The sequence below is a fragment of the Pseudomonas salomonii genome (assembly GCF_900107155.1).
Lineage (GTDB): Bacteria > Pseudomonadota > Gammaproteobacteria > Pseudomonadales > Pseudomonadaceae > Aquipseudomonas > Aquipseudomonas salomonii.
In genome coordinates this window covers 397,422-412,105 of record NZ_FNOX01000003.1, presented here as the reverse complement: position 1 = coordinate 412,105, position 14,684 = coordinate 397,422, and the positions used below count along the sequence as shown (strand labels likewise).

The 14,684-nt window shown below is 61.1% G+C and carries 17 protein-coding genes; 7 read left to right on the top strand and 10 right to left on the bottom strand.

Features of this window, described 5'->3' with window-relative positions; translation table 11 throughout:
- Positions 1-49: 49 nt before the first annotated feature.
- On the bottom strand, positions 50-364 hold the full coding sequence (locus tag BLV67_RS09255; RefSeq protein ID WP_065929134.1) for a type II toxin-antitoxin system RelE/ParE family toxin: 315 nt from the start codon (positions 362-364) through the stop codon (positions 50-52).
- Positions 361-777, bottom strand: coding sequence for a ribbon-helix-helix domain-containing protein (locus BLV67_RS09250; RefSeq protein WP_083269449.1), 417 nt, complete (start codon positions 775-777; stop codon positions 361-363). The genes BLV67_RS09255 and BLV67_RS09250 overlap by 4 nt, the downstream gene beginning before the upstream one ends.
- A gap of 209 nt (positions 778-986) precedes the next feature.
- Between BLV67_RS09250 and BLV67_RS09245 the strand changes: the two genes are divergently transcribed.
- Complete coding sequence (locus BLV67_RS09245) at positions 987-1,889, top strand: LysR family transcriptional regulator (RefSeq protein WP_065929290.1); 903 nt, start codon at positions 987-989, stop codon at positions 1,887-1,889.
- Here the strand turns inward: BLV67_RS09245 and BLV67_RS09240 are convergent.
- Together BLV67_RS09240 and tcuC are read right to left on the bottom strand one after the other, a co-directional pair.
- Positions 1,881-2,639 carry a substrate-binding domain-containing protein gene (locus tag BLV67_RS09240; RefSeq protein ID WP_065929135.1) on the bottom strand — a complete coding sequence of 253 codons (759 nt, stop codon included), beginning with the start codon at positions 2,637-2,639 and terminating at the stop codon, positions 1,881-1,883. The genes BLV67_RS09245 and BLV67_RS09240 overlap by 9 nt on opposite strands.
- Positions 2,639-3,943: an MFS transporter gene (tcuC, locus tag BLV67_RS09235; RefSeq protein WP_065929136.1), complete on the bottom strand. Its 1,305-nt coding sequence runs from the start codon at positions 3,941-3,943 to the stop codon at positions 2,639-2,641. Before tcuC ends, BLV67_RS09240 begins: the two co-directional genes overlap by 1 nt.
- Before the next feature lie 197 nt (positions 3,944-4,140).
- On the opposite strand from tcuC, the gene BLV67_RS32925 reads away from it, so the two are divergent.
- A complete protein-coding gene (locus BLV67_RS32925) occupies positions 4,141-4,287 on the top strand; it encodes a hypothetical protein (protein WP_017137360.1) in 147 nt (48 codons plus the stop codon).
- 123 nt (positions 4,288-4,410) lie between these two features.
- On the opposite strand, the gene BLV67_RS09230 is transcribed toward BLV67_RS32925, so the two are convergent.
- On the bottom strand, positions 4,411-4,803 hold the full coding sequence (locus tag BLV67_RS09230; protein WP_069788569.1) for a VOC family protein: 393 nt from the start codon (positions 4,801-4,803) through the stop codon (positions 4,411-4,413).
- Positions 4,804-5,024: 221 nt separating this feature from the next.
- Between BLV67_RS09230 and BLV67_RS09225 the strand changes: the two genes are divergently transcribed.
- Both BLV67_RS09225 and BLV67_RS09220 read left to right on the top strand, forming a co-directional pair.
- Positions 5,025-5,960 carry a LysR substrate-binding domain-containing protein gene (locus tag BLV67_RS09225; RefSeq protein WP_065929138.1) on the top strand — a complete coding sequence of 312 codons (936 nt, stop codon included), beginning with the start codon at positions 5,025-5,027 and terminating at the stop codon, positions 5,958-5,960.
- 163 nt (positions 5,961-6,123) lie between these two features.
- On the top strand, positions 6,124-6,486 hold the full coding sequence (locus BLV67_RS09220) for a 5-carboxymethyl-2-hydroxymuconate Delta-isomerase (RefSeq protein ID WP_058419580.1): 363 nt from the start codon (positions 6,124-6,126) through the stop codon (positions 6,484-6,486).
- A gap of 3 nt (positions 6,487-6,489) precedes the next feature.
- Here BLV67_RS09220 and BLV67_RS09215 read toward each other — a convergent pair whose 3' ends face one another.
- From BLV67_RS09215 to BLV67_RS09205, 3 genes are all read right to left on the bottom strand, one after another.
- Positions 6,490-7,425, bottom strand: a complete 936-nt coding sequence (locus BLV67_RS09215) for a LysR family transcriptional regulator (protein ID WP_069788570.1) — start codon at positions 7,423-7,425, stop codon at positions 6,490-6,492.
- 266 nt (positions 7,426-7,691) lie between these two features.
- On the bottom strand, positions 7,692-9,134 hold the full coding sequence (locus BLV67_RS09210) for an aldehyde dehydrogenase family protein (RefSeq protein ID WP_069788571.1): 1,443 nt from the start codon (positions 9,132-9,134) through the stop codon (positions 7,692-7,694).
- Positions 9,131-10,756, bottom strand: a complete 1,626-nt coding sequence (locus BLV67_RS09205) for a 5-guanidino-2-oxopentanoate decarboxylase (RefSeq protein ID WP_069788572.1) — start codon at positions 10,754-10,756, stop codon at positions 9,131-9,133. Before BLV67_RS09205 ends, BLV67_RS09210 begins: the two co-directional genes overlap by 4 nt.
- Positions 10,757-10,866: 110 nt before the next feature.
- On the opposite strand from BLV67_RS09205, the gene BLV67_RS09200 reads away from it, so the two are divergent.
- Positions 10,867-11,736: a LysR substrate-binding domain-containing protein gene (locus BLV67_RS09200; protein ID WP_069788573.1), complete on the top strand. Its 870-nt coding sequence runs from the start codon at positions 10,867-10,869 to the stop codon at positions 11,734-11,736.
- A 114-nt stretch (positions 11,737-11,850) separates the two neighbouring features.
- On the opposite strand, the gene BLV67_RS09195 is transcribed toward BLV67_RS09200, so the two are convergent.
- Both BLV67_RS09195 and BLV67_RS09190 read right to left on the bottom strand, forming a co-directional pair.
- On the bottom strand, positions 11,851-12,465 hold the full coding sequence (locus tag BLV67_RS09195; RefSeq protein WP_058419585.1) for an NAD(P)-dependent oxidoreductase: 615 nt from the start codon (positions 12,463-12,465) through the stop codon (positions 11,851-11,853).
- A 34-nt stretch (positions 12,466-12,499) separates the two neighbouring features.
- On the bottom strand, positions 12,500-13,366 hold the full coding sequence (locus BLV67_RS09190) for an MBL fold metallo-hydrolase (RefSeq protein ID WP_069788574.1): 867 nt from the start codon (positions 13,364-13,366) through the stop codon (positions 12,500-12,502).
- Positions 13,367-13,470: 104 nt separating this feature from the next.
- Here BLV67_RS09190 and BLV67_RS09185 point away from each other — a divergent pair, with 104 nt between their 5' ends.
- A complete protein-coding gene (locus tag BLV67_RS09185) occupies positions 13,471-14,376 on the top strand; it encodes a LysR family transcriptional regulator (RefSeq protein ID WP_056857325.1) in 906 nt (301 codons plus the stop codon).
- A 99-nt stretch (positions 14,377-14,475) separates the two neighbouring features.
- Positions 14,476-14,652 carry a hypothetical protein gene (locus BLV67_RS32920; RefSeq protein ID WP_017137373.1) on the top strand — a complete coding sequence of 59 codons (177 nt, stop codon included), beginning with the start codon at positions 14,476-14,478 and terminating at the stop codon, positions 14,650-14,652.
- The last annotated feature ends 32 nt before the right edge of the window (positions 14,653-14,684 follow it).

Sequence of the window (14,684 nt, the reverse complement as noted above, 5' to 3'; positions counted from 1 at the left end):
TTTTCTTCCTTGTTTTTGGGCACGCCGTCGGTGGGCGTGAGGCTTGCTCTCATCCGTGATTCTGAAATTGGGCAGCATAATCCTGGCCGCCGTAAAACACGCCCAGGATTGACACGGTTTCAGTCTCGGCGGCCCCGCTGAATGCGATGGCGGTGGTGTGCCGGTAATGGATGATGCGCAAGGCAGGCAGCAGGTCGTTACGGCATTTACCGCGCAATGGAGACACGCTAAGGCTGTCGCAGTAGCTGATGATGTTGTCGACAAAACGTGCTGCAACGTCGGGGGCTTCGGTTTTGCTGATGTAGTCTTCGAGGGCTTCGAGTTGGGTTAATGCCTTTGGTGCAAAGGCGACCGAATAACTCACGGTTGTTCAGTACCGGTTCGCCGGCGCTTGGCTGCCATGTGGTCGCGAACCTGCTCGGTGGAGAGCGCTCGGCCAGGGGCTGCATCGAGAGCGGCTGCGGCAGGGATCACCTGGTCGCGCAACCAGTCTTCCATGGCACGGTCACGGGCCATCAGCGCTCTGAGGCCGTCGCGTATCACTTCACTTTCGCTCGCGTATTCACCGCAAGTGACCTTGGCTTTGACCAGGGCGGCCATTTCGAGTGGCAAGGTAATGCTCATTTGCTGGGTCGAGCGCATGTCGAAGCCCGCAGATAGTGGGTAGGATTCAATCCTACTTGACCATTGGCGTGTTGCAAGGAGCAACTGACCGATGTCGGTGTCGGGCGTCTCATCGTCGATCCAAAACAGGTAGGGGTTCTGGCAGGTTTCCATGGGCGTTTCTCTCTCCTTTGAGTAACTCAGGACGCAAGTATTGACGCTTTTTCGCGACTGCGTGGCGCCACTCGGCCAATAACGCACTGATATGTATGACTTCATATTTGTAGTAGGGTTATTAACGCAACCCGCCCCCGCCACGCATGGCGCCTTACCACCGGCCGTACGATAATGCCCCCCAAATCGACCACACTGGCCCATCCCCCGTGATCATCAACTTCGACCTCAACGACCTCCAAGCCTTCCGCGCCGTGGTAGACAAGGGCAGTTTTCGCGGCGCCGCCGAGGCCATCCGCATCTCGCAGCCGGCCCTCAGCCGACGTATCGAAAAGCTCGAATCCGCCCTCGACGTCAAGCTGTTCGAGCGCACCACGCGGCGGGTCAGCCTGACCATGGTCGGGCGTGCGTTCCTGCCTCAGGTGGAGCGCATTCTCGACGACCTCGACATCGCCTTGATGGGGATCAGCAACGTCGCCTCCACGCGCATGGGCAACGTCACCATCGCCTGTGTGCCGTCCACCGCGTATTACTTCATGCCCCACGTGATCTCCGAATTCCACAAGCTGTACCCGAAGATTCGCCTGCGCGTACTGGATGCCAGTGCGGGCGAGGTGTGCAATGCGGTGGAAAGCGGCGAGGCGGATTTCGGCGTGAGTTTCAGCGGCAGCCTGGCCGATGAGGTGGAGTTCGAGTTGCTGTTCCAGGAGCGCTATGTGCTGGCCTGCCGCCGTGACCATCTATTGGCCGAACGCGACAGCGTGAGCTGGGCCGAGGCCTACGAGCACGACTACATCACCGTGGACAAAACCTCGGGCAACCGCTTCCTGCTGGACCAGGCGTTGCGCGGCGTGCGGGTGAAAAAACCGAGTATCTGCGAGACCCATCACGTGACCACCATGATCGGGCTGGTGGAGGCGGGGCTGGGCGTGGCGATGGTGCCGTCGATTGCGATGCCGGCGTGCGAACACCCTATTCTGGTGAGTGTGCCGCTGATCGAGCCGCAGGTGATGCGCCATGTGGGCTTGATAAAACGCCGCGGGCGGACATTGCCGCCAGCGGCGCTGGAGTTGGAGCGGTTGGTGCGCGAGATGCCGTTTCGGTCAGTGTGACACCGAGTCCAGGCCGGTGGATTGCACCACCGGTTGCGCTTCGGGCGAGGCCAGGAATTGCAACAATGCCTTGGCCTGCGCCGGGTGTTCGGCGTTGACCGGGATGCCCGCCGCAAAACGCGTCACCGATTGCACGTCTTCCGGGATCTTGCCCACGTACGTCACGCCCGGCACCGGCAACAATTCCGCCACCTGTTGCAGGCCCACCTCGTAATCACCCTTGGCGACCTTTTCGGCCACCGGGGTGCGCTCGACCATCGTGCCCTTGGCGGGCATGCCGAGTTTCTTGAACAGCTCCTTCTCGACATACACACCGCTGGCGCTGTCCGAATACGCCACGGACTTGGCTTTGCTCAGCACTGCCTTCAGCTCGGCATCGGTGCCGATCGCCGGTTTGGCCGCACCTTCTTTGACGACCAGGCCGATGCGCGAATCCGCCAGTTCCACGCGGGACGCAGGGTCGACCTTGCCTTGTTTGATCAAGTCGTCCAGGGCATAGCCGACCATGATCACCACGTCGGCGTGTTCGCCACGGGCCAGGCGGTTAGGGATCGCTTCCGGCGCCTTGCCCATCGACGGGCCGAGGATGGTGTCCAGGGTGTCGCCGCTGTGCTGGGCATATTGCGGGCCGAGCAGTTTATAGGCGGCGGTGAAACCGCCGGAGGTCATCACCTTGAGCTGTTCGGCCTGGGCCGTCAGTGCCAGGGCACCGAGGGCCAGGGCCGTCAGGGTTTTCAATAGCATCCTCATTACACCGCCCCCTGCATGACCTGGCCGCGCGTGTTGGCACGACGGTACAGCGCCAGGGTCGAGCACAGCGCGCATGCCGCGGCAAACATCATCCAATAGGCCGGCGAGGCTTTGTCTTCGGTGATGTGAATGAACCACGTGGAGATCGCCGGTGTGAAGCCACCGAAGACCGCCGTTGCCAGGCTATAGGCCAGGGAGAAGCCCGCCACGCGCACTTCCACCGGCATGATTTCGGTCAGCGCCGGGATCATCGCGCCGTTGTACATGCCGTACAGGAACGAGAACCACAGCAGGGTTTCGAGCATATGCGCAAAACTCGGTGCGTTGACCACGAACGACAGCGCCGGGTAGGCGGTGATCACGGTCAGGGCGGTCATTGCGACCAGCACCGGCTTGCGGCCAAAGCGGTCGCTCAGGGTGCCGCCGATCGGCAGCCAGACAAAGTTCGACACGGCTACCAGCAAGGTCACCAGCAGGGCGTCGGAGGTGCTCAAGTGCAGCACGGTCTTGCCGAAGGTCGGCGCGTACACCGTGATCAGGTAGAACGCGGTGGTGGTCATGGCCACCATCAGCATGCCGCCGATCACCACGCTCCAGTTTTTCACCAGGGTTGCCAGCACTTCGCGCATGGTCGGGCGATGCTTGCGGTTGGCGAATTCTTCGGTTTCCTGCAAGTTGCGACGCAGCACGAAGATGAACGGGATGATCACGCAGCCGAGGGCGAACGGAATGCGCCAGCCCCAATCGGCCACGACCGACGGTTCCATCCACACATTCAGGCCGTAGCCCAGTGCGGCGGCCACCACGATGGAGATCTGTTGGCTGCCCGACTGCCAGCTGGTGTAGAAGCCTTTGCGGCCCGGCGTGGCCATTTCAGACAGGTACACCGACACGCCGCCCAGTTCTGCGCCAGCCGAGAAGCCTTGCAGCAGGCGGCCCAGCAGCACCAGCAACGGTGCCCACAGGCCAATGGTCTGATAGCCCGGCACGAGCACGATCAGCAGCGTACCGCTGGCCATGATCGACAGGGTCACGATCAAGCCTTTGCGACGACCGACGTCATCGATATAGGCACCCAGGATAATTGCGCCCAGAGGCCGCATCAGGAAGCCTGCACCGAACACGGCGAAGGTCATCATTAATGACGCAAACTCATTAGCGGCGGGGAAGAACGCGGCAGCGATGTAGGTGGCGTAGAAGCCGAACAGAAAGAAGTCGAACTGTTCGAGGAAGTTGCCCGAAGTAACGCGGAATACCGCACCCACTTTCGAGCGGGCAGAGTCGGGCCGGGAAGGGCTAGTCATGGTTTTGTGTCTCCAGCGTTCTTTTTAAAGTGCTTGTTTCGCTTAAGACCGCGGATAGTGGCTGACACATTTAGAAATGATAAGTGAGTAATTTGGATGGATTGATGCGTATTGGCTATCAATCGCCGCGTCCGCCAAAATCTCGCGGCTGTTCTATGCTTCAGAAGTGACCAATTTCTTATGGAAGGGAGGTGCGTATGGGTGACGAGCACAAACGTCAGGACGAGCCGGAGCACGAGCAGGCCCGGCGGCAGCGCGAAGAAGACAAGCCGCAGACCTGGAAACATCCGGACGACGGCACCGAGCTGTCCGAGCGCGATCAGGAGCGGCCGCTCAAACCCTGATTAAAAGCGTACTCGGTCCAAATGTGGGAGCGGGCTTGCTCGCGAATTCGGTGTGTCAGCCACTGAAGTGTTGACTGATACACCGTATTCGCGAGCAAGCCCGCTCCCACATGAGATCTGTGTTCAGCCCACGATCGGCGTACACAACTCCACCAGCGTGCCATCCGGGCAGCGCACATACGACACCACTTGCCCCCAGGGCTTGGTGCTCGGTGGCGACAGCTCCTTCGCACCGTGTAACAGCGCCTTGGCATGGGCGACGAATACATCCTCGGTGACAAACCCCACTTCCATCCCCAGCGGCTGTCTAGAGGTGTGCGCCTCGACGTGCCCGCCGTCGAAGTTCATTTCGCCCAGTTCATGCGCAGTGAACGACAGCGTAGTGTCACCCGTTTCCAGCTCGCCATAAGTGCCGGATTCATGCAGGAAACGGCGACTGAAACCGAAGGCTGTTTCAAAGAAAGCCAGTGACGCGGCAACGTCAGGCACATAGATGATGGTGTAGGCGAATTTCAAGACAGGCACTCCTTGCTGAAAAGTAACCGGTCAAGGCACCAGCACGGCGACAGGCAAACCCACGCTATGGCTAAGCCAATAATGACCAGCACGATGGCGATCCTTTGACCTTCAAGCGCTGATTTATAGTCCCAAAGGCGCCGGATGAACAGTGTTCACATAGACGCAGCCCGCCGGGCTTTCTAAACTGCGGCTTGTCTTGGGGAAAGGGGCAGGCGCCGATGAATCGCAATGAATTACGCAAGGCCGACATCAACCTGATGGTGGTCTTCGAAGCACTGATGCTCGAGCGCAATGTGACGCGGGTGGCAGAGAAACTGTTTCTCGGCCAGCCAACCATCAGTTCGGCCCTCAACCGCTTGCGCACCTTGTTCAACGACCCGCTGTTTATTCGCGTCGGTCACCGCATGGAGCCCACCGCGCGGGCCGAAGAGATCATCCAGCACTTGTCGCCGGCCCTGGACTCATTGTCGTCGGCCTTGAGCCTGACCCATGATTTCGACCCGACCCAAAGCACCATGACCTTCCGCATCGGCCTGTCCGATGACGTCGAATTCGGCCTGCTGCCGCCGCTGTTGCGGGCCTTGCGCCAGGAAGCGCCGTTGGTGGTGTTCGTGGTGCAGCACGTCGATTACTGGCGCATCCCCGACCTGCTGGCTTCCGGCGATATCACCGTGGGCATCACCCAGACCCGCGGCCTGCCGGCCAATGCCAAGCGCAAGTTGTTGCGGCATATCCGCCCCTGCCTGTTGCGTGCCGATGCCTCGGACACACCGCTGACCCTCGATGAATATTGCGCGCGCCCTCATGTGCTGGTGTCTCACACCGCCAACGTGTCCGGGTTTGCCGATGAGTGGCTGGCCGAGATTGGTCGCAAGCGCCACGTGGTGCTGTCGGTGCCGCAATACAGTGCATTGCCGGCACTGCTCGCCGGCACCGACATGATCGCCAGCCTGCCGGATTACACCGCCCATGCCATGGCCGCCGGCGGCAATCTGTTCTGTGAGCCGTTCCCGTTCGAAACCCCGACCCTGGACCTGTCCATGGTCTGGCTCAGCCACGTCGACACCGACCCTGCCGAACGCTGGATGCGTTCACGGCTGGAGGCGTTCATGAGTGAGCGCGACAGCTTGCCGGTCCTCACGGAAAAATCTTGAGATAAGCCTTCAAGGCGCTGTGTCCCGGGGTGTTAGTGATCGTGGCGTTCCGGGAAAATCCTTCGCTGCGAGGGCTGATCGAAATTTCAAATTGAAATCGGTCTGACTTCGTTCAACTGCATGCTATATGTAGGTTTCTTTTCAAGCCCACTCGGAGCTTTTCATGCCGCACCTGCACCTGGAATACACCGCCAACCTGACCGGCCTTGCCGTCGAGAAAACCCTGCTGCGCCTGAACAACGTGCTGATGGCGTCCGGGCAGTTCGGTTCAGAGTTCGATATCAAGAGCCGTGCAATCAAGGTCGAGAGTTTCCAGGTGGGCACCTCCCTCAGCCCGCGCGGTTTTATTGCGCTAAAGCTCTCGCTGCTCAGCGGGCGCTCACCGCAGGTCAAGCAGCAGTTGTCGGAAAGCCTGTTGGCGGCCCTGCAGGACGCCGCTGAGTGGCCGGCCGATTTGCAGGTTCAACTCAGTGTCCAGTTGCTGGACATGGATCGTGATTCCTACAGCAAAGTCGCAATCGGCTAAGGGTTACAACAAGCTCTGATCGGCGCACACCTTGACGATCTGCTCCCGAAACCAGGTATTGGCGCTGTCCTGGCCACTGGCTTCATTCCACTGCATGTCCAGGGTAAAACCCGGCAACCCGTTCGGCGCTTCGCAATGGCCGAACACGGTGGCCGGGGCCAGCAGCTTTTGCACGCGACGCGGCAGGGTGACGATAAAGTCGGTGCCGCTGATCATCTTCAAGGCGGCGCTGTAGCTGTTGGCACGCGCAATCACCTGGCGCTTGTAAGCCTGGCGTGCCAGCCAGCCGTCAATCAGGTTGGTGTCGCAAGTCCAGGGCGTGGGGAACACGTGGCGTCGTTCGACAAACGATTGCAAGCTAAAAGCCGGCTCGCGCGGGCTCGAACGTTTATCGAACACGCACACCAAATCGTCTTCCAACAGCATCTGGGTCTTGAAGTCTTTGTGGGTGCTGTGAAGGTGCGGGCCGAAACAGATCACCAGGTCGAGGCGGCCTTCACGCAGGTCATTGGCAGGCATCTCGGTTTCAAGTTTTTGCACATTGACGCTCACCGGCAAGTCGGCTCGGTCGAAGTGCTTCAACAGGCGCGGCAAAATCAACTGATCGAAATATTCCGGGGCACAGACATTGAAGGTCACCGCCTGTTGCGTCGGGTCGAAGGCCTGGCTGCCGGCATGGCACAGGTTGATACTTTCCAGAATCTTCTGCACGTGCCCGTACATGGTGGTGGCCTTGTACGTCGGGCGCATGCCGGCCCGCGTGTTGATAAACAGCTCATCCTCAAAACTGGTGCGCAGCTTCTTCAGGCTGTAGCTCACGGTTGACTGGCTCACGAACAGCGTCTCGGACACCTCGGTAACGCTGCTCTGGTCATAGACGGCGATAAACACCATCAAGTCCTGCATATCAAGCTTTCTGAGCAAGTTACTGTTTAGCATCGGTTTCGTCCGTAAACCCTTTGTACCGAACTCAGTACAAGACTGGCAAAAGCTTAACGGAACGGTCGTACCAATAGAAAGCGCTGTAGGGCGTTTCTATGTTTGGTGTGGGACATAAAATGTTGGCAATACGACGTCAGTGGATATGTCGGCTGTAATGCTTTGGGTTCAAGCGTGTGACGATCAGCACAGTGACCACCAGGCCACAGCAGGTCGAGGGGTTGCGGGCTGAAGATGACTGATCGTTCCCACAGGGGACCGTGGTGTCAGCTGGCGCGAATCACATGCTTGATCTCCTGAAACGCCGCCAACCCCCACGGCCCCAGTTCGCGGCCGATACTGCTCTGCTTGTAGCCGCCCCACGCCGTCTGCGGGAAGATCACTTGCGGTGCGTTGATCCACACCAGGCCCGCCTGCAAGGCATTGGCCACGCGTTCGGCGGTGTCGATGTTGGCGCTCACCACGCTGGCGACCAGGCCGAAGTCGCTGTCGTTGGCCAGGGCGATGGCCTCGGCCTCGGTGGCAAAACGTCGTACGCACAGCACCGGACCAAAGATCTCTTCGTTCCACAAGGCGCTGCCCGGCGGCACGTCGGTAAACACCGTCGGGCGAATGAAAAAGCCTTTTTCCAGGCCCTCCGGGCGAGCGCCGCCGCACAACAACCGCGCGCCCTCATCGATGCCGCGCTGGATATGCCCCAGCACCCGCTGATACTGCGCACGGTTGATCAGCGCGCCCATCTCTACATCCTTGGCAAACGGGTCCGCCACGCGAATCCCTTCAGCCCGTGCCTGCAAACGCTGCAGGAATTCATCCGCCAGGTTGTCGGCCACCAACACGCGACTGGTGGCCGAACAGATCTGCCCCGCGTTGAAAAAGCCACCGCCACAGGCCAGTTCCACTGCCAGGTCGAGGTCTGCATCGGCCAGCACCAGCAACGAGGATTTGCCGCCCAGCCCCAGGCTCACACCCTTAATGGTTTCGGCGGCGCGCTGCATCACCTGCACGCCCACCGCATTGCTGCCGGTAAAGGAAATTTTCGCCACGCGACGGTCCGCAGCCAGTGGCGCACCGACCGCCAGCCCCGTGCCACACACCAGGTTAAACACCCCTGTCGGGAAGCCGGCCTCGGCAATAATCCGCGCCAATCGCAACTCCGCCAGGGGCGTGACTTCCGACGGCTTGAGCACCACGCAGCAACCGGCCGCCAATGCGGGGGCAAGCTTCCAGGCGGTGGTCACCATCGGGAAATTCCACGGCACAATCAGGCCCACCACGCCGCAGGGTTCGCGGCGCAGGCGTGCGCTGAAATCGTCGCCGGGCAGGGCCACCGGGCTGTCTTGTCCTGCGTCCATCGCATCGCAGATACCCGCGTAGTACTCGAAGGTGGCGATCACGTCATCCACATCGATACCCGCTTCAAACAGCGGCTTGCCGTTGTTGCTCGACTGCAACTGCATCAGCTGTTCACGCTGCTTACTCACACCATGGGCGACCTTGCGCAGCAGGGCGCCGCGATCACGGCCGCTGCTGTTCGACCAATCGACAAAAGCCGCGCTGGCCGCGTCGACCGCCAATTGCACTGCCGAGGCATCGCCCACGCTGACGTGGGCCAGGGTCGCTTCGGTGGCCGGGTTGATCACCTCCAGCACTTCATGGCCTGCGCGCCATTGGCCATTGATAAACACACCGTTCAAGACTGCGCTCATACCGCCACCGCCTGCATCCAAAGCCCTTGGTTGATTTCAATCAGTGTCGGCCCCTGGCGATCTGCGGCGGCGCGCAACGCGCCGCGCAAGGGCTCGATGCCCTGGATACTTTCCGCAGCGCAACCCAAGGCCTTGGCGACGCCGATAAAGTCCGGGGTGTAGATGTCCACACCGACCGGCTCGATGGCGCGGTTGAGCATGTATTTCTTGATCTCTTCATAGCCCTGGTTATTCCACAGCAGCACGATGACCGGCACCTGCGCCTCTACCGCGCTGGCCAGTTCCGGCAGGGAAAATTGCAGGCCGCCGTCGCCGATCAGGCACACCACCGGCTGGCCGTCACCTCGGCCCAGCCAGGCACCGATGGCGGCGGGCAGGGCGTAACCCAAGGTGCCGTAGCCGGTGGACGAGTTGAACCAGCGGCGTGGGTGGTCAAGGTTCAGGGTCAGGTTGCCGCTGTACACCGGCTGGGTGGAGTCGCCCACCAGCACGGCGTTGGGCAGCGCTTGCAGCACGGTGTTGAGGAACAGGGTTTGTGCGCGGGTGGCCGCGTCCCAGGTGGGCGTCAAGTCGGCCCACAAGCGGGCTACTCGTTGGCTGCCCCAGCTACTGTCGCGTGCAGCCAGCGGCGTGTTATTCAATTCGGTAAGCAAGGCTTCGGCGGCCATCTGCGCATCGGCCACCAGTGCCACGTGCGGCGGGTAATTGCGTACGGTCTGGTCGGCGTCGATGTCGACCCGCAACAGTGCGCCGGGGATCAGGAAGCCACCGGCGAAGGTCACGTCGTAGTCGGTTTCCGCCAGTTCTGTGCCGATGGCCAGCACCACGTCGGCTTCTGCGACCAGCGCACGGGTGGCGACCAGGGTTTGCGTCGAGCCGATCAGCAGCGGGTGCGTTGATGGCAACATGCCTTTGGCATTGATGGTCAGTGCCACCGGCGCGCCGAGGGTTTCAGCCAGGCGCGTCAGCTCTGGCGCGGCATCGATGGCACCGCCACCGGCCAGAATCAGCGGGCGCTTGGCCACGGCGAGCAACTGGCTCATCTGCTTGACCGCCGACGGCGCTGCGCCTGCGCGGGCGACGCTGACCGGCAGGCTGGTGAGCAATGCATCGGCATTTTCCACCAGCACATCCAGCGGGATCTCGATATGCACCGGGCGCGGTCGCCCGGCTTGGAACACTGCGAATGCCCGCGCCAGCACGCCCGGCAGTTCAGCCGCCGACATCAAGGTATGGGAGAACGCCGCCACGCCGGCGATCATCGCGCTCTGGTTCGGCAGCTCATGCAATTTGCCGCGCCCGCCGCCCAATTGGCTGCGCGACTGCACGCTGGAAATCACCAGCATCGGGATCGAGTCGGCGTAGGCCTGGGCCATGGCGGTGGTGATGTTGGTCATGCCTGGGCCGGTGATGATGAAACATACGCCGGGTTTGCCGCGGGTGCGTGCATACCCGTCGGCCATGAAACCGGCGCCCTGTTCGTGACGCGGTGTGACATGGCGGATGCCGGAACGCGCCAGGCCCCGATACAGCTCCACGGTGTGCACACCGGGAATGCCGAACACCTGGTCCACGCCGTAGCTCTCCAGGAGGTTGACCAATACTTCGCCGCAGGTCGCCATAGGTGTCGCTCTTGTTATGGATTCGAGGCGCTATTGGAGCGGCTGGCCCATAGCGGCAACAATCGATAAAAAGTCATACTAGCCATGTTTCCACGTCATGGCTTACCCCAATGAAACGCCTTCCGCCACTGCCCGCGCTGCACACGTTTTGGGTCACCGCCCAGTGCTGCAATTTCACCCGCGCCGCCGAACAACTGCACATCACCCAAGGCGCGGTGAGCCGTCAGATTGCCGGGCTGGAAAGCCATCTGGGTTACGCCCTGTTTCAGCGCCAGGCGCGCGGCTTGAGCCTGACCGAAGAAGGCCGCGAATGGTCGTTGCGTGCCCAGCAAGTATTCGGCCTGATCGGTGATGCGGTGGAGCAGATCGGCAGCCGCCGCGCGACCCTGCAACTCAAGGCCTCCACCTGCGTGATGCGCTGGTTGCTGCCGCGCCTGATGCAGTGGCAAAAGGAGCGCCCGGATGTGCCGGTTGAGCTGACTACCACCGTGGCCTACACCGTGGACTTTCGTCGCGAGCAATTTGACGCGGCGGTGATTTATGCACCCATCGCCGAGCAGTCGGCCGAGGCACGGCACCTGTTTGATGAGCAACTCACACCCGTCTGCGCACCGGCGTTGCTCGGCGGTCTGCACACCCCGGCAGACCTGCAACAACAGGTGCTGCTGCACCCCACGCGGGACGAGCGGGATTGGGCATTGTGGTTAAAGGCGGCGAATACGCGGCTGAGCAACCTGGCTACGGGGCATCATTTCGAAACGCTGGACCTGGCCATGACGGTAGCGTCCCAGGGCTCGGGTGTGGCGATAGGCGACAGTGCGTTGATGGGTGAGGATGTGAAAGCCGGGCGATTGGCGACGCCGTTTGAACTGCGGGTGCCGACGGGAATGGGCTATTACCTGGTGTACCCGCCGGGGACTGAGCCTTCGGCTGGATTGGAGGCGTTGATGGCGTGGCTGGTGAGCGAGGCCCACCGATGATCGTTCCCACGCTCTGCGTGGGAATGCCTCTGGTGACGCTCTGCGTCACGCTTCGGGACGCGGAGCGTCCGGGGCTGCATGCCCACGCAGAGCGTGGGGACGATCATTACAGGGTCAGTAACCGACGGTGAAGCGTTGACGCGAGTGCTTCGGTGTTTCCACTTCGTCGATCAGGGCGATGGCGAAGTCGGCAAAACTGATCCAGCTACGGCCTTCGGCGCTCACCAGCAGGTCATCCTGGCCCAGACGGAATTTGCCGGTGCGCTCGGTTTCAACAAACTCTGCCGACGGTGACAGGAAGGTCCAATCCAGTTCTTTTTCCTGACGCAGCACGTCGAGAAACTCGGCACCGGCGCTGGCTTCGGCTTTGTATTCAGCCGGGAAACCCTCGCTGTCGATCACGCGGCTGCCACCTGGCAACAATAACGAGCCCGCACCACCCACCACCAGCAGGCGTTTCACACCGGCCTTTTTAACCGGGCCGATCACAGCGCTGGCGGGCAGGGTGGCGAAGTGCGCCGCACTGATCACCACGTCGTGGCCGCTCACCGCTTGCTGCAAGGCAGCCGCATCAAGAGCGTCGACTTTTTTAACGCTAAGGCCAGGGCGTGCAGCCAGCGTGTCGGTGTTACGCGCAATGGCCGTAACGGTATGCCCACGACGCAGCGCTTCTTCCAGCAGTTGGCTGCCGGCACGGCCGGTGGCACCAATGATTGCAATCTTGCTCATGACGTTCTCCAGTACGTTAGGGTTTAAAAACCATTCACCACTTCATTTCGCCCTTGGCAACTTTGGCACCCAGTTCCAGGCTGCTTTCGTCTTCAAGGTTGGGGTAGCGCTTTTTCATCGCCGCGATCAGTGCAGCGGAGTCCTTGGCCTTGGCGGTCTCGCTATCGAAGGCCTTGATGTAGTCGGCGGTAAAGGCCACGGACTGCACGGTCGGTGTGCCCAGGTAGTGGCCCGGGATCACGGTGGTGGGCTTGAGGTCCTGGATACGTTGCAAGGTGGCCAGCCAGTCGGTGTGGGATTTGGCGGTTTGCGTGTCGGCCATCCACACGTGGGTGTTTTCAAACACCACGACGCCACCGACGACCGCCTTGATCGACGGGATCCACACAAAGGTGCGCTCCGGCTGCGGACCGTACAGGCCGATCACTTCCAGGCTTTTGCCTTCCAGCGTCAAGGTATGGCCCTGCAACACCTGCGGGATCACGGCTTTGCTTGGCTTGTCGGCGCCGAGTTTCGGGCTCCAGAATGCGATTTTTTGCTCGACGGTGGCCTTGATATGGTCCACCACCGGCTGGGTCGCCAGCACTTTGGCGTCGGGGAACGCGGCGGTCAGGGTGTCGAGGCCGAAGTAGAAGTCCGGGTCGCCGTCGCTGACGTAGATGGTGGTGAGGTGTTTGCCGCTGCTGCGGATTTTCTGCACCAGTTGCTCGGCTTGGGCCTTGCCGAATTGGGCGTTGACCAGGATGAGGTCTTTTTCACCGCTGACCAGCACCGAGCTGACCGGCATCATGGCCGAGGTGCCTGGGTTGTAGGCGTCCAGCTTCAGGTCGGCAGCCGCAGCATGGGCAGCGAACGCCAGAGCGGCCGAAGCCAGGGCAAATCGTTTAAGTACCGAGATCATGTGCAGCTCCAGCAGCAGGTAAGTGATGCACAGAGCTTAGTTGCACCAAACACAACAAAAAATGCGATGCTTGGACATAGTTTGTTTCTAAAAGCGTGCAAATCATGGATCGTCTTCAAGCAATGCGGGTGTTTGTCACGGTAGTTGACCTGGGCAGCCAGTCCGCCGCCGCCGATCAGTTGGACCTGTCGCGGCCGGTGGTCTCGCGCTATCTGGCTGAACTTGAGGATTGGGTCGGAGCGCGCCTGATGCATCGCACTACGCGCAAGCTCAGCCTCACTGCCGCCGGCAGTGAAACCCTGCCGCGCTGTCGGCAAATGCTCGAGCTGTGCAATGACATGCAGGCGGCCGTCAGTGAGCCGGATGAAGCGCCGCGCGGCCAGTTGCGCCTGAGTGTCAGCAGCTCATTCGGCCAGGCGCAGTTGGCGGAGGCCGTGGCCGAATTCGTCAAGCGCTTCCCGTTGGTCAGCATCGACCTGCAGATGCTCGACCGCACAGTGAACCTGGTGGATGAGCGCATCGATCTGGCCATCCGCACCAGCTTTGAACTGGACCCCAACCTGATCGCACGCAAGCTCACGCTGTGCCGTTCGGTGATCTGCGCGTCACCGGCGTACCTGCTGGAACACCCGCAGCCTCGGCAAGTCCACGACTTGGCCGAGCACAACTGCCTGACCCACTCCTATTTCGGCAAAAGCCTGTGGCACTTCACCGAGAACGGCGAGCCGGTGTCGGTGGCGGTTCAGGGCAATATCACCGCCAACGAGGCCACCACACTGTTGCGTGTGACGCTGGCGGGCGCGGGTGTGGCGCGTTTGCCCAGTTATCAGGCGGGGGACTACATCCGCAGTGGCGAATTGACCCGGCTGTTGCCCGAAGCCGAGCCGCAGCAAATGAACGTCTATGCCGTGTATGCCTCGCGTAAACACATGCCGTTGGCGCTGCGCAGCCTGCTGGATTTTCTGGTGCTGCGGTTCCCGGAAGAGCCGGTGTGGGATATCGGTCTGTAAAGCCGACATAAAGATGTTGAATGACGCCCAATAATGGCAACTCGCCCTGACTGACCTATGCTTTAAACAGCACCGAGTCGATCTATTCAGAGGTGTGCCATGACCCTAAAAATTAGAAAGTACCTGATGATTTTCATCCTGTGCGCATTGGCCACCGCGCTGTACGGCACGGCTGCCTACCGGGTTGAACAGACCCGCATGCAGCCGACCTTCGCGATCAGCTGCCACCAGGATCTGTGTGTGCCGCGTACCGGCAGTTTCAGCGCGCTCAGATGATCGTTCCCACGCTCCCCGTGGGATGATCGTTC